15 protein-coding genes are annotated in these 14,210 nt (G+C 61.2%); 8 read left to right on the top strand and 7 right to left on the bottom strand.

Translation table 11 applies throughout. The annotated features are described in order from the left end of the window. Positions 1 to 3 precede the first annotated feature (3 nt). From tpiA to HHL22_RS24105, 4 genes are all read right to left on the bottom strand, one after another. Positions 4 to 771 (bottom strand): triose-phosphate isomerase, encoded by a 768-nt coding sequence (tpiA, locus tag HHL22_RS15985; protein ID WP_169532336.1) that lies wholly within the window; start codon positions 769 to 771, stop codon positions 4 to 6. Between the two features lie 50 nt (positions 772 to 821). Next, a complete protein-coding gene (locus HHL22_RS15980; protein WP_169532335.1) occupies positions 822 to 1,601 on the bottom strand; it encodes a tryptophan-rich sensory protein in 780 nt (259 codons plus the stop codon). A 143-nt stretch (positions 1,602 to 1,744) separates the two neighbouring features. Then, positions 1,745 to 2,671 carry a cysteine synthase A gene (gene cysK / locus HHL22_RS15975; RefSeq protein WP_169532334.1) on the bottom strand — a complete coding sequence of 309 codons (927 nt, stop codon included), beginning with the start codon at positions 2,669 to 2,671 and terminating at the stop codon, positions 1,745 to 1,747. Between the two features lie 97 nt (positions 2,672 to 2,768). Next, positions 2,769 to 3,611: a serine O-acetyltransferase gene (locus tag HHL22_RS24105; RefSeq protein WP_317172675.1), complete on the bottom strand. Its 843-nt coding sequence runs from the start codon at positions 3,609 to 3,611 to the stop codon at positions 2,769 to 2,771. 226 nt (positions 3,612 to 3,837) lie between these two features. Between HHL22_RS24105 and HHL22_RS15965 the strand changes: the two genes are divergently transcribed. After that, entirely contained in the window at positions 3,838 to 4,146 is a 309-nt protein-coding gene (locus HHL22_RS15965; RefSeq protein WP_169532333.1) for a cupin domain-containing protein, read from the top strand. 196 nt (positions 4,147 to 4,342) lie between these two features. Here the strand turns inward: HHL22_RS15965 and HHL22_RS15960 are convergent, their stop codons facing one another. Next, entirely contained in the window at positions 4,343 to 5,323 is a 981-nt protein-coding gene (locus HHL22_RS15960; protein WP_169532332.1) for a YheT family hydrolase, read from the bottom strand. 181 nt (positions 5,324 to 5,504) lie between these two features. Here HHL22_RS15960 and rpsT point away from each other — a divergent pair, with 181 nt between their 5' ends. After that, positions 5,505 to 5,756: a 30S ribosomal protein S20 gene (rpsT, locus tag HHL22_RS15955; RefSeq protein WP_169532331.1), complete on the top strand. Its 252-nt coding sequence runs from the start codon at positions 5,505 to 5,507 to the stop codon at positions 5,754 to 5,756. A gap of 369 nt (positions 5,757 to 6,125) precedes the next feature. Here rpsT and pyk read toward each other — a convergent pair whose 3' ends face one another. Together pyk and HHL22_RS15945 are read right to left on the bottom strand one after the other, a co-directional pair. Next, entirely contained in the window at positions 6,126 to 7,568 is a 1,443-nt protein-coding gene (gene pyk / locus HHL22_RS15950; protein ID WP_169532330.1) for a pyruvate kinase, read from the bottom strand. A gap of 39 nt (positions 7,569 to 7,607) precedes the next feature. Next, positions 7,608 to 8,036, bottom strand: a complete 429-nt coding sequence (locus HHL22_RS15945; RefSeq protein WP_169532329.1) for an IPExxxVDY family protein — start codon at positions 8,034 to 8,036, stop codon at positions 7,608 to 7,610. Between the two features lie 183 nt (positions 8,037 to 8,219). Between HHL22_RS15945 and HHL22_RS15940 the strand changes: the two genes are divergently transcribed. The 6 genes from HHL22_RS15940 (at position 8,220) to HHL22_RS15915 (ending at position 14,207) form a co-directional block, all read left to right on the top strand. Beyond that, positions 8,220 to 8,456, top strand: coding sequence for an acyl carrier protein (locus HHL22_RS15940; RefSeq protein WP_169532328.1), 237 nt, complete (start codon positions 8,220 to 8,222; stop codon positions 8,454 to 8,456). A 264-nt stretch (positions 8,457 to 8,720) separates the two neighbouring features. After that, complete coding sequence (gene fabF / locus HHL22_RS15935; protein WP_169532327.1) at positions 8,721 to 9,974, top strand: beta-ketoacyl-ACP synthase II; 1,254 nt, start codon at positions 8,721 to 8,723, stop codon at positions 9,972 to 9,974. A 170-nt stretch (positions 9,975 to 10,144) separates the two neighbouring features. After that, on the top strand, positions 10,145 to 10,879 hold the full coding sequence (gene rnc, locus HHL22_RS15930; protein ID WP_169532326.1) for a ribonuclease III: 735 nt from the start codon (positions 10,145 to 10,147) through the stop codon (positions 10,877 to 10,879). Positions 10,880 to 11,012: 133 nt separating this feature from the next. Further along, entirely contained in the window at positions 11,013 to 12,926 is a 1,914-nt protein-coding gene (nadE, locus tag HHL22_RS15925) for an NAD(+) synthase (protein WP_169532325.1), read from the top strand. Between the two features lie 344 nt (positions 12,927 to 13,270). Continuing rightward, on the top strand, positions 13,271 to 13,906 hold the full coding sequence (locus HHL22_RS15920) for an RNA polymerase sigma factor (RefSeq protein WP_169532324.1): 636 nt from the start codon (positions 13,271 to 13,273) through the stop codon (positions 13,904 to 13,906). Beyond that, positions 13,899 to 14,207 (top strand): hypothetical protein, encoded by a 309-nt coding sequence (locus tag HHL22_RS15915; RefSeq protein ID WP_169532323.1) that lies wholly within the window; start codon positions 13,899 to 13,901, stop codon positions 14,205 to 14,207. The genes HHL22_RS15920 and HHL22_RS15915 overlap by 8 nt, the downstream gene beginning before the upstream one ends. The last annotated feature ends 3 nt before the right edge of the window (positions 14,208 to 14,210 follow it).

The following is a 14,210-nucleotide window of genomic DNA, read 5'->3' as shown; positions in this document are numbered from 1 at the left end:
TGCCTAAAATGACTGGATGATGGCCACGAAGTCGGCCGCTTTCAGCGAGGCACCCCCAATGAGGCCGCCGTCCACGTCGGGTTGGCTGAAGAGTTCGCGGGCGTTCTGGGCGTTGCACGAGCCGCCGTACAAAATGGTGGTGTCGTCGGCCGTGGCCTGGTCGTAGGCGCTGGCTACCTGCTGCCGGATGAAGGCGTGCACCTCCTGGGCCTGGGCGCTGCTGGCCGTTTTGCCGGTGCCGATGGCCCATATAGGCTCGTAGGCGATAACTACCTGGCTAAAATCCTCTTTGCCAAGGTGAAAAACGCCGTTGGCCAGCTGCTGGCCAATAAAGTCGAAGGTTTCGTCGGCCTCGCGGGTGGCCAGGCTCTCACCCACGCAAAAAATGGGCTTCAGGCCCGCTTTCAGGGCCGCATCGAGCTTTTGGGCCAGCAAGGCATCATCTTCGCGGAAGTGCTCGCGGCGCTCGGAATGGCCCAGAATAACGTACTCGACGCCCACCGACTGCAGCTGCTTGGCCGATACTTCACCGGTGTAGGCGCCGCTCTCTTTCTGGTGAAAATTTTGCGCCCCCAGGGCCGGGTTGTGCGCCTCGCCCAGCAGCTGGTGCACCCCCAGCAGCAGCGGAAACGGCGGGCAGATAACCACCTGCGGCGTAGCCTGGCCGGCCGGCGTGTGCCCTAGGGCCTGCACAAGTTCCGTAGTCAGGGCCTGCGCTTCGGGCAGGGTGAGGTTCATTTTCCAGTTGCCGGCAACAAAATTCTGGCGCATCGGGTCAAAATGTAAAGTGATGTGAGGCGAGCAAAAGTACGGGCGGCAACCTACCCTAGGGCCACTCGCCGCCCGAAAGCACCCGCTCCCCCCGCGCCCGCCAGCAGCACCGCGGCGGCCACTAGCGCCGCCAGGGCCACCCCTGGGGCCGTCTGGCGCTGCGCCACCCAGGTGCCCACCAGCCCCCAGGCCAGGGGCAGGGGCAGCCAGGCATCGCGCCCGCGCCAGGCCAGCGCCACCCCTAGGGCCGCCGCCACCGCCAAAAGCCCGTAGGCGCCCGCTTCGCTGGCCTCGGCTGGCCACTGCCACCCTAAGGCATCGCGCAGCCCAAACACGATGTTGAGCACCGTGGCCAGCAGTATCCAACCCAGGTACAGGCTCAGAAACCAAGTGGGCCAGGCGGGCGCGGCGCCAGCCAGCACCAGCGGCCGGGCGCGGGCGTAGCTCCAAGCTAGTAGCCCCAGCAGCGTCAGCATGACTAGTAGACTGGCGCCAATGAGTTCGTAGCTGAACACCAGCGTCCAGGCGGTGGTGGCCAGCACGGCCAGCGTGAGCGGCGGGGTGAGGCGGGCCGGCAGCGTCGCCGGGCGCTGCCGCGGCAGCAGCTGCCATACGGTATAGAGAATCAGTCCCGAAAAAATGACGCCCCAGATGCTGAACGCGTATCCCGCTGGCGTGAGCAGCGTGGGGTGCCGGGCCGACATCTGCCCGTTGCTCAGGGCGCCCGACGGCGGGCGGGCATTATAGATATAATTGACGTAGAGGCAGCCAGCTACCGCCAGTGGCAGTAGCCAGCGCCAGAAGGGCCTAGGGGCGGTGGGAGTTTGCACAGGGTTGAGGGTTTATAGAGTAAACGCAAAGAAAGACGGTCATGCTGAGTTTGCCGAAGCATCTCTACCGCGTCGTTTGGTAGAGATGCTTCGGCAAACTCAGCATGACCGTCTTTCTTTGCGTTTACCAGCCTGCTAGCTAGTTACACGAACAAGCCTTCTACCGAGAGGTAGCGCTCGCCGGTGTCGTAGCAGAAGGTGAGCACCTTGCCGCCCTGGGGCACTTCGGCCAGCTTCTTGCCCACGGCGGCCAGCGAGGCGCCCGACGAGATACCGCATAGAATCCCTTCCTCTTTGGCGGCCCGGCGCGTCATCTCAAACGCTTCGTCGCGGCTCACCTGCACCACCCCGTCAAGGATATCGGTGTGCAGGTTTTCGGGAATGAAGCCCGCGCCGATGCCCTGAATGGGGTGCGGCCCCGGTGCGCCGCCGCTGATGACGGGCGACAGCTCGGGCTCTACGGCGTAGGTTTTCATGTGGGGGAAGTGCGGCTTCAGCACCTCCGTCACGCCCGTGATGTGGCCGCCGGTGCCCACGCCCGTAATGTGCATGTCGAAGCCGCCCTCTGGCGCGTCGGCCAAAATTTCCTGGGCCGTGGTGCGCTTGTGCACCTCAATGTTGGCGGGGTTCGAGAACTGCATGGGCATCCAGGCGCCGGGGGTGTTGTTCACCATTTCCTGGGCTTTGGCAATGGCGCCCTTCATGCCGCCCTCGCGCGGGGTCAGCTCCAGGTTGGCGCCGTAGGCCTGCATCAGGCGGCGGCGCTCGATGCTCATGCTCTCGGGCATCACCAGCGTGATTTTGTAGCCCTTCACGGCCGCTACCAAGGCCAGGCCCACGCCCGTATTGCCTGAGGTGGGCTCGATAATTACGCTGTCTTTGGTCAGGATACCATCTTCTTCGGCTTGCTCAATCATGCTCAGCGCAATGCGGTCCTTAATGGAGCCGCCGGGGTTTTGGCGCTCCAGCTTCACCCACACCTCCACATCGGGGCGCTCGGCGGCAAAAAGCTTGTTGAGTTTCAGGAGCGGCGTGTGGCCGATTACGTCGAGAATGCTATTGGCTTTCATTTTATTGGCTGTTAGCTACTAGCTTTTGGCTACTAGCTGCTTAGTTTGTTAGAGGGAAAAGAAAATATTATTGGCTAATAGTCACTAGCTCAACAACTTAAATAACGAACATCAGCTCGCCTTCGGGGTCGTCTTGGCGGGCCATGCGCAGCTGGGCCCGGTGGTACACCCGCGAGTGCGAGGGTACGCTCTCGGTCAGCCACACGTTGCCGCCGATGACGCTGCGGGTGCCAATCACCGTATTGCCACCCAAGATGGTAGCGTTGGCATAGATAACCACGTAGTCCTCGATGGTGGGGTGGCGCTTGAGGCCCTGCATATGCTTGGCCACGCTGAGCGCCCCTAGGGTCACGCCCTGGTAAAACTGGACGTGGGCACCAATCTGCGCCGTTTCGCCAATCACGATGCCCGTGCCGTGGTCGATGCAAAAGGATGGCCCGATGCGGGCACCGGGGTGAATATCAATGCCCGTTTGGCGGTGGGCATGCTCGCTTAGCATGCGGGGCAAGCGGGGCACGCCACGCTGGTGCAGGGCGTGGGCCAGGCGGTGCATAGCCGTAGCATAAAAACCGGGGTATGAGTTAATTATCTCTGGCATTCCCTGGGCAGCCGGGTCGGCAGCTAGGGTGGCAGCGGCATCTTGCAGTAGTGCCGCCCGCAACAAGGGCAGCCCCTCAAACAAGCTGGCGGCCAGCGTGGTGGGCACTTCGGGCAGGCCCGGCACCAGGGCCAGCAGCCCGGCCAGCTCGGCCTGCAGCTGGTGCAGGGTAGCGGCCACGGCGTCGGCGCCGCCCAGAGGCCGAATGGCCCGCTCGGGAAACAGCACGGCCAGCACCTGCTCGGCCAGCTCGCAGAAGGCTACGCCCGGCAGCGGGGTGGCCACGGCCGCGTGCGCCCGGGCCAGTTGCTCGGCAAATTTTTCGGCGACGGCAGTAGACACGGCAGAATCATAAACTGGAAAAGCAGGCCGGGCGCGGGTAGGCCGCAGCCGGTCTCGTGTAACTGCCCGGCGGCGCGAAAGGTTTTTGCGGCCACAACCACCACCGCGCCTGGCCCGTTAGGTTCTAGGGCGGTGGGGTGGCACCCCACCATCGCCTAGCGTTTCCCTTTTCATTGTTTGGGCGGCGTGCCACGTCGCCTGTTCACGGTTCCATTTTACCCCATTCATGTCTACTTCCAACGTTAACGCCGCGAACGCTTTGCAGGGCGACCAGGGCGAGAAAAAATTGGCCGCCGGTCACCACGTATCGCTACGCCTCTGGGAAAACGAGGAGCCCAGCGAGCCCAAGCCCGCCACCAACCGCCCCTACGAAACCGTGGGCTACGTGCTCAAAGGCCGGGCCGAACTGCACCTAGAGGGTAAGGTGACGCCCTTAGCCCCCGGCGACTCTTACCTGGTGCCGCAGGGCGCCAGCCACACCTACAAAATCCTCGAAACCTTCTCGGCCATCGAGGCTACTTCGCCCGCGCAGTAGCGGTAAATGAGTAGATAGACTTGTTCCTGAATTAGTTTTCTTAGAAAGGAACGTCATGCTGAGCTTGCCGAAGCATGACGTTCCTTTTTTGATTTTCCTTGCTTAGGAACGAGTCAAACGATTAAAGTATTTATACGCAGCTTTTTATAAGTTACGCTTCAATACTTAACTCATTTACTCACCTACTCATGTACTGCTACCCCGGCACCGCGCGGGTCAAGAAGTCGATGGCCCGCCGCTCGGAGTAGTACTCGCCATCGGGGCGGCCTTCGGCAAAGCCCACGTGGCCGCCCGCCGCGGGCGTTTCCAGGTACAGAAACTCGCTGGCCGCGGCTGCCTCGTGCGGAAAGCAGGAGGGCGGCAGCAGCGGGTCGTTGAGGGCGTTTACCAGTAGCGTGGGGCGGTTGATGCCTCCTAGGTAGCGGCCCGAGGCGGCGTGCGCGTAGTAGGCATCGGCCGAGGCAAAGCCGTGCATGGGGGCGGTGTAGCGGTCGTCGAACTCCGGAAAACCGTGCAAATCGTCTAAGCCAGTCAGGTCGAAATGCCCCGACAGTTGGGCAGCTTTATCACGCATTTTCTGCCGCAACGAAGCCATGAAGCGGCGCAGATACACCCGGTTTTGCCAGCGGCTAATGTTCTCGGAACCCGCCTTCAGGTCGGTAGGCACCGAGAAAACGGCCGCGCGCTTCACCTGCGGCGGCACCCGCTCGGGCGCCTCCCCTAGGTATTTCAGCGTCACATTGCCACCCGCCGAAAAGCCCGTCAGGAAAATTTCCTCGTAGCCTTGCTCGATGGCCTGGTCGATGACCACCGCCAAGTCGGCCGTGTCGCCTAGGTGGTAGGCGCGGGGCAGGCGGTTGGGCTCGCCGCCGCAGCCCCGGTAGTTCCAGGCCAGCGCGTCGATACCAGCTTGGTTGAAAGCCCGCGCCATACCACGCACGTAGGGTCGGTTGCTACTGCCTTCCAGCCCGTGTGAAATGATACCAAGCTGACGGACCGGCGCCGGGCCCGCCAGCGCCCAATCGAGGCTAATGAAGTCACCGTCGGGCAATTCTAGCTGCTGGCGCTGGTAGCGCACCTCGGGCACCCGGCGCAGAGTACTGGGCAGAATAGTTTGCAGGTGGCCGTTGCGCAGGTAAACGGCCGGTCGATAGGCAGAAGGCGTAATGACAGGCATAGCTTAGCTAAGATAGTAGGCGCGCCTACAACCCAACGCCACGAGCCTATTCCTTTGCCGCCCTAGGCCCGACAAAAAAGGTGCGCTACTGGTTGTATATCTCCCGCGCGCTTGCTACCTTTGCACTCCCAAACGCGAAAACCCGGCCTAACGGCCGCTATTATAGAATCTCTTTCTTGCCATGGCAAACCATAAGTCGGCTATCAAGCGCATCCGCAGCAACGAAGCGAAGCGCGTACTAAACCGCTACCAGCATAAATCGACCCGCACGGCCATTAAAAAGCTGCGCGGCACCACCGATAAAACGGCCGCTCAAGACCTGTTCAAGAAAGTGTCGTCGATGCTTGACCGCTTGGCCAAGAAGAACATCATCCACAAAAACAAAGCTGCTAACAATAAGAGCAAGCTGGCAAAACTCGTTAACGCGCTCTAGCGCGAGACGAGTTCTAGCGGGGCCGAACTCTGCCGCCCCACCGTTCGGTCCCGCGCTTATCAAAAGCCCCGCCCCAACCGGCGGGGCTTTCTCGTTTAATCGCAGATTTAACTGATTTCGCAGATACGCTTGCTAACGCAAGCTGACTACGCGGACGAGGGTAAGCCGGCTGCGCTGGCTTGCATTAGCCTAGGGCACTATTGCTGCATTCGGCTAGCCATAAAAAAAGGCCACTGTGCAGTGGCCTTTTTTATTCTTGATTACAGCAAAGTTCAAGCTACGCGAAGTACGGTTTCTAAATTCTCGCGTAGTCAGCTTGCGTTAGCAAGCGTATCCGCGAAATCAGTTAAATCCGTTAAATCTGCGGTCCTAAGCGATGCTTACTTTCATCATGTTGGCCGCGCCGTGGTCGGTGATGGGCATGGAACCCGCGCTCACGAAGGCGTCGCCCGGCTTGAGGTGACCAGTACTCGTGAGCGTTTGGCTGATGTCAGCAATGGCTTCATCAGTATTCTCGAAGCGGTCGAAGTAAAAACAGCGCACGCCCCACACCAGGCTCAGAGCCGTGAGCAGCGGGCGGTTATCGGTGAAGATGAAGATGTCTGATTTCGGGCGGTATTTCGACAGTTGAAAGGCTGTGTAGCCCTGGTGCGTCATGCCTACTAGTGCCTTCGAGGCGGTGTTCTTCGCCAAGTGGCACGATGCCGACAGAATGCTATCCACTATGAACGTGGAGGAGCTTGGATCGATGGGCCACCACTTGTTGTAGATTTTGGCGCTCTGGCTTTCCACGCTGCGCACCGTAGCCACCATCGAGCGGATAACCTCGGCGGGATAAGCACCCACGGCCGTTTCGGCCGATAGCATCACCGCGTCGGCCCCGTCGATGACGGCGTTGGCTACGTCGCTGGTTTCGGCGCGGGTGGGGCGCGGGGCCGTTATCATGCTCTCCATCATCTGGGTAGCCACAATAACGGGCTTACCCACGCGGTTGCACTTCTCGATAATCATCTTCTGGGCCATCGGCACTTCTTCCGAGCGCACTTCCACCCCTAGGTCGCCGCGGGCCACCATCACGGCATCGGTGAGGGCAATAATCTCGTCGATATTTTTCAGGCCGTCGGGGGTTTCGATTTTGGCCACTACGCGCGCGCTTTTGCCCGCCTGCGCCATCTGGTCTTTGATAAACTGAATATCAGCCGCTTTGCGCGCAAAGCTCAGGGCCACCCAATCCACGCCGTGCTCCAAGCCAAACTTCAGGTCCTCTATATCTTTCTCGGTCATGCTCGGGGCCGACACCTCCGAATTGGGCAGGTTGATGCCCTTGCGGGGCTTCACGGTGCCGCCGTACACCACCTCGGCCTGCACCGTCCGGTCGTTATCGGTCGAGAGCACCTTCAGCTCTAGCTTGCCATCATCGAGCAGGATGCTGTCGCCGGGCTTTACATCTTTGGCCAGGCCTAGGTAAATGGTAGCCAAGCGCTTGGCAGTGGTTATTTCCTTGTCGCCGGCTACCATCTCAATCTTGTCACCGGCCTTAATCTCGACCTGTCCGCCTTCCACGTCGCCCAGGCGAATCTTGGGGCCTTGCAGGTCTTGCAGCAAGCCCACGTTGGTGCCTAGGTCCTGGTTGAGCTGGCGCACGAGGTTGATAACCGAGAGGTGCTCCTCGTAGGCACCGTGCGAGAAGTTGAGGCGAAACACGTCCACGCCCTCGCGGATGAGCATGCCTAATTTCTCGTAGGTATTGGATGCCGGCCCGACGGTGGCGACAATCTTCGTCTTGTTGAAGGCGGGGGAAGTTGGTTGCATAAACGGAAGCAAAGCGCCGGCTAGGGTGGCGCAGCCAAATTAAAAAAAGAGATTCTCTTTGTATTTCAAATCGTTGGGGTCCAGCTCGCTGGCATACTGCACGGCCCCTAGGGCCGTGAGGCGGTCGAGCAGCTCGGTGCCCGCCAGCTCGCCTTCGCCCCCTTCTACGTGCAGCAGGTAGTCGTATTCGCGAATATCGGGGGCTAGGAAGGGCTTGGCCAGGGCCGTGGGCAGCAGCGCCCGGTTGCGCAGCAGGCGCAAGGTAAGCACTTCGGTGGCGTGCAAGTAGTAGCTGAAGGCAAGCGGACCCTGCTGCACCAGGTGCAGCAAAAAATCGGGCTGGCGCCGCAGCCGTAGCCGCAGGCTGCCGTTGAGTAGCCAGGCCAGGGTATAGTCGCGGGTACTGGATACTAGCCCGTACAGCGCAAAGTTGCAGGCGTAATCAGACTCCAGCGTGAAGGTTTTCATGCGGCGGCAGCGGCGGCGGGTAGGCAAGGCGTGGGCGCAAATCTACGGCGGGCGGCGGCGCGGCAAGGGCCCGCGCCGAGGTGAGGCCCAAAATCTTATACGCCCGGTTGAAGGGAGTTTCGCGGCACAGTTGCGAAAAGTAACGTTACTTTGCAATCAAGTTTCCCCTAAACCACGACTGCAATGTCTGAAATCGCCGAAAAAGTAAAAGCCATTATTATCGACAAGCTGGGTGTTGAAGCCTCGGAAGTAACCCCGGAAGCCAGCTTCACCAACGACTTGGGTGCCGATTCGCTCGACACCGTCGAGCTGATTATGGAATTCGAAAAAGAATTCAACGTCAGCATTCCCGACGACCAGGCCGAAAACATCCAAACTGTTGGCCAGGCGATTAGCTACCTCGAAGAGCACGCTAAGTAGTTTTTTACTACGCTGGGCTGCTGGCCCGCATCCTTTTGCCTAGACCGGCCGGCCCGCCGCCGGCCGGTTTTGTAGTTTAAAGTTTCGGCAGCTTTCTGTCAGGCTCGCTTGGCCTAGGCCCCTGCCCTAGCTCACCCATCCCGGCCAACCGGGCCAGGAACAATAGGCCAACGCTCACTTACCCAGCCTGGTCGCTTTAGCAAGCTGCCTTCCTTATCCACTCTCATCGTCCTTTTTTAACGCCGCCCACTCGGCGTCTAGTGTATGTCGTCATTTCGCCGCGTTGTCGTAACCGGTATCGGAGCCATTACCCCGCTGGGTAATACCGCGCCTGCTTATTGGGAAGGCCTTAAAAATGGCGTGAGCGGGGCTGCGCCCATCACGCGCTTCGACGCCACCAAGTTTAAAACCCGCTTTGCGGCCGAGGTAAAAGGCTATAATCCCGACGATTTTTTCGACCGTAAGGAGCATCGTAAGATGGACCTCTTCACGCAGTTTGGCGTGGTGGCGGCCGACGAAGCCATTGCCGACGCGGGCCTGCTCGAAGGCGTCAACAAAGACCGCGTGGGCGTGATTTGGGGCTCGGGCATCGGCGGGCTGAAGTCGCTGCAGGAAGAATGCTTCCAGTTTGGCCGCGGCGACGGCACGCCGCGCTATTCGCCCTTCTTCATTCCGCGCATGATTGCCGACTCTTCGTCGGGCAATATTTCCATCAAGAACGGCTTCCGCGGGCCCAACTTCGTCACGACCTCGGCCTGCGCCTCGTCGTCCGACTCCATCATTACGGCCTTCAACACCATTCGCCTTGGCTTGGCCGACGTGGTGGTGACGGGCGGCTCCGAGGCAGCTATTACCGAGTCGGGCATCGGCGGCTTCAACGCGCTGAAAGCCATGAGCGAGCGCAACGACTCGCCCGAAACCGCCTCGCGGCCCTACGACAAAAACCGCGACGGCTTCGTGCTGGGCGAGGGCTCGGGCGCCATTGTGCTCGAAGCTTACGAGCACGCCAAGGCCCGCGGTGCCAAAATCTACGCCGAGCTAATCGGGGGTGGCATGTCGTCGGACGCCTACCACATTACGGCCCCTGACCCCAGCGGCTCGGGCGTGGTGCTGGTGATGGAGAATGCCCTACGCGACGCGGGCATCAAGCCCGAGGACGTGGATTACATCAACACCCACGGCACCAGCACGCCCCTAGGGGATGGCGCCGAGATAAAGGCCATCGAAACGGTGTTTGGGCCAGCCGCTGAGAAGCTGAACATCTCCTCGACCAAGAGCATGACCGGGCACCTACTGGGCGGCGCCGGCGGCATTGAGGCCGTGGCGGCCATCCTAGCCATTCAAAACGGGGTAGTGCCGCCTACCATCAACCTGGAAACGCCCGACCCGGAAATCAACCAGAACCTCAACTTCACGCCTAACACCGCTCAGCAGCGCGAGGTGAACATTGCCATCAGCAACACCTTTGGGTTTGGCGGGCATAACACGAGCGTGGTTTTTCGCCGGTTTGAGGAATAACTCGCAAGCATAGTAGCTGAAAGCCCGTCATGCTGAGCTGGCCGAAGCATCTCTACCGCGCCATTCGGGCTACTGGGTAGAGGTGCTTCGGCCAGCTCAGCATGGCGTGCTTTTGGATGACCTTTTATAAAAAGCTACAGGCTGACAGCTGGTAGCTAACCGTTTACAGAATGTCCATTCCCCTTTTTGGTACGTTTCGCCGGTTAGTGGGCGCCGACCGGCAGTTTCGGCAGGCGGTGGCGACGGTGATTGGGCACGACCCGGTGAACGCGCGGCTATATCGGCTAGCCTTTACGCACTCGTCGGTGGTGCGGGCCGAGCCGGGCGCGGGCCGCCACCAAAGCAACGAGCGGCTGGAGTTTCTGGGCGATGCTATTTTGGGGGCGGTGGTGGCCGAATACCTCTTTCGCAAGTTTCCCTACGAGCAGGAAGGCTTCCTAACCGAAACCCGCTCGCGCATCGTTAACCGCGAGAGCCTGAACGCCATTGCCCTGAAAATGGGCCTTGATAAGCTGGTGCAGCTCGATGCCACTCAAACCCGCGTGGCCCGCTCGCGCTCGGTGAACGGCAATGCCCTGGAGGCGCTGGTGGGCGCCGTATACCTCGACCTAGGCTACAAGGCCGCCCGCCGCTTCGTGCTGAAAGGCCTATTAAAGCCGTTTGTGGACGTGAATAACTTGGTGACCACCACCGCCAACTACAAGAGCAAGCTCATTGAATGGGCCCAGCGCCAGGGCAAAAACCTGCGCTACGAGCTGAGTGGTAGCCCTAGGCCCGGCGGCGTCATGGAGTTTACGGCCACGGTGATGCTTGACGATGAGGCTGTAGCTACCGGCATGGGCCTCAACAAGAAGCAGGCCGAGCAGCTGGCCGCCGAGCGGGCCCTGGCGACCCTAGGGGTGTGATTTTCGCTGGTCCTTGCGAACGCAGAGAAGCAAGCGCACCAAGAGGATTACCTACAAATTTATTCTACCCCTGTCGTTTTGGTGCGCTTGCTTCGCAGGCTCGCAAGGACCAACGAAAAACTTTTCTTTAGCCATGCGCATTGCCGGAGCCGCCCTCAACCAAACCCCGATTGACTGGAAAAACAACCTCGCCAACATCAGCGCGGCCATTGAGCAGGCGAAGGAGGCGGGCGTGGAGCTGCTGTGCCTGCCCGAGCTGTGCCTGACGGGCTACGGCTGCGAGGACCTGTTTCTGAGTGACTGGCTGCCGCTGGAAGCGTTGCGGCAGCTGCAGAAAATCCGGCCGCTTACGGAGGGGATTTGCGTGGCGGTGGGGCTGCCGGTGCGGCTGGCACACCGCACCTATAACACGGCCGCGGTGCTGCGCGATGGGCAGGTGCTGGGCTTCGCGGCCAAGCAGTTTCTGGCCAACGACGGGGTGCACTATGAGCCGCGCTTCTTCGTGCCCTGGCCGGCGGGCGAAACCACTACGGTAGAATTTGAGGGTGAGAATTGGCCGCTGGGCGACCTCACCTTTGAGCACCTAGGGGTGCGGTTTGGCTTCGAGATATGCGAAGACGCCTGGCGACCCGACGACGTGCGGCCCGCCTGCCGGCTGCGCGGCAAGGTGGACCTCATCGTGAATCCGAGCGCCAGCCACTTCGCCATGAGTAAGACTGACTTGCGCTACCAGCTGGTGCTCAAGGGCTCGCGCACGTTTGCCTGCACCTACCTCTACGCCAACTTGCTGGGCAACGAGGCCGGCCGCATCATCTACGACGGCGAGATACTAGTGGCCCGCAACGGCCACTTGCTGCGCCGCAACCAACTGCTGAGCTTCAAAGCGGTGGACCTGGAATGGGTGGACGTGGGCTTTGCGGAGCCGGTGCCGCTGGCTGACTTCATCGTGCCGCTGCCCGCGCCCGACGAGTATAAGGAGCTAAACCAAGCCATGAGCCTCGGGCTGTTTGACTACCTGCGCAAGGCCCGCAGCCGGGGCTTCGTGCTGAGCCTGAGCGGCGGGGCCGACTCGTGCTTCTGCGCCGTGGGCGTGGCCGAGCTGGTGCGCCTAGGGGTGGCTGAGTTGGGCGAGGCGGAATTTAAGCGCCGCCTAGGGGCCTTTGAGCCGGCTAAGACCGAGGTGGTGCAGACCGGCGCAGGCGGCGCGGCCAAACAGGAAGCTCAGCCTAACCCCGAAGGGCCGCAGCTTACGGCCAACCAGCAGCTTGTGCGCCAGCTGCTGACCTGCGCCTACCAGGGCACGGTTAATTCGTCGGACGACACCTTTACCTCGGCTAAGGAGCTGGCCGATAGCCTAGGGGCGCGCTTCCTGCACTGGACGATTGACGACGAGGTGAGCGGCTACGTGCACAAGATTGAGCAGGGCCTGGGGCGCGAGCTGACCTGGCAAACCGACGACCTGGCGCTGCAGAATATCCAGGCGCGGGTGCGGGCCCCTGCCATCTGGTTGCTGGCCAACGTGCAAAACTGCCTGCTCATTACCACCAGCAACCGCTCGGAGGCCAGCGTGGGCTACTGCACTATGGACGGCGATACGGCTGGCAGCATCTCCCCCATCGCGGGCGTCGACAAGGACTTTGTGAAGAAGTGGCTGCGCTGGGCCGAAACCGAGCTAGGCTACGCCGCCCTGCACCGCGTAAATAACCTGCAGCCTACTGCCGAGCTGCGCCCGCTGGCCGACAAGCAGACCGACGAGCGCGACCTAATGCCCTACGCCCTGCTCAACCGCATCGAGCGCCTGGCCTTTTATGACCGGCTGGCGCCCCAGGCCGTGCTGGCCCAGCTGGTGGCCGAAAGCCCTGAGCACGATGCCGAGCAGCTACGCGCCTACGTGCGCCGCTTCTACCAACTCTGGAGCCGCAACCAGTGGAAGCGCGAGCGCTATGCCCCCAGCTTCCACCTGGACGACTACAACGTGGACCCGCGCTCGTGGCTGCGCTTCCCCATCCTGAGCGGTGGCTTCGGGCAAGAGCTGGCGGGGCTGTAGCGGCTGTTAAGCATTGAGCTGTTAATGGTCAACTGAACAGCAGCCAGAAGAACGTCATGCTGAGCTTGCCGAAGCATCTCTACCGAACACTAATTGCGTGGTAGAGATGCTTCGGCAAGCTCAGCATGACGTTCTTCTGGCTATTGTTAGTGCTTGCCAGTAAGCAAGATTACTATATCCGCTAAATATATAATCTTTTTAGCTAATAATCAATAGTTTATCTTTTCACTGGAGAATGCAGCGCAAGTTTTCTGAGGAAATGGCACCTAAGGCTCCAGAACATTGACTACCGGCCGCAACCAGCGCGGTACTCGCCTTTTTCCTGACCTGTTGCCTTGCTTTTTATGGCTCCCAGCCTGCCGCTACGCGCTGCTTCTGACTTGCCCGCACCGCCCGGCACCAGCACCTGGGCGGCCGATGCGACGCTGGTTGCGCAGCTGCGGCAAGGCAGCGAGGCCGCTTTTCGCACCCTGGTGGCGCGTTTCCAAGACCAGGTATACAGCACCGCCTTTTCGCTGCTGCGCTCGCCCGAAGAGGCAGAAGACGTGGCCCAGGAGGTTTTCGTGGAGGTGTACCAAACCATCAATCGATTTCGGGGTGAGGCGGCCCTCAGCACCTGGCTCTACCGGTTGGCTACGTCGCGGGCTTTGCAGCACCGCCGCCGCCTGACCACCCGGAAGCGGTTCGCCTTTTTTACCAGCTGGCTGGGCTTCGCCGACCATTCGCTGCCCGAGCCGCCCGACCATACGCACCCGCTGGCCCTGCTGGAGGAGGCGCAGCAACTGGAGCTATTGCGCCAGCACATCAGCCGCTTACCCCCGCAGCAGCAGGTAGCCTTCGTTTTGCGCCACGAGCAGGAGCTGAGCTACGAGGAAATAGCGGCCGTGCTCAATACGACCACCGCGGCGGTAGAATCGCTGCTTTTTCGGGCCCGCCGCACCCTGCGCCACCACCTTCAGTTCTCCCCGCGCCATGTCTGATTCTGATTTCCACGCCACCTCCGACGAGGAATGGGCTGGGCTTATGCAGCAGCTTCGCCGGCAGCCTAGGGCCCAGCCGCAGCCCTTCTTTTACGCTCGCGTGCGCGCCCGGCTGGCAACCCAGCAAGCAGCGGCCATTGCCTGGCTGCCGGCCTGGGTGCGCCGCCCAGCCTACGCGGCGCTGCTGGGGGCCCTCGTGCTGGCCGTGAGCGGCGACAATGCCGCCCTGCGCCCTGCCGCGTCGGCCAGCCAATCCGACGGCTACCAAGCAGGCCAGCCAACCCAGTTGGCCCCGCGCTGAATA

This window comes from Hymenobacter polaris (genome assembly GCF_012927305.1).
In the GTDB taxonomy this organism is placed as follows: Bacteria; Bacteroidota; Bacteroidia; order Cytophagales; family Hymenobacteraceae; genus Hymenobacter; species Hymenobacter polaris.
Note: the sequence above shows the minus strand (reverse complement) of the source record. Positions and strands in the feature narration are given on the sequence as shown.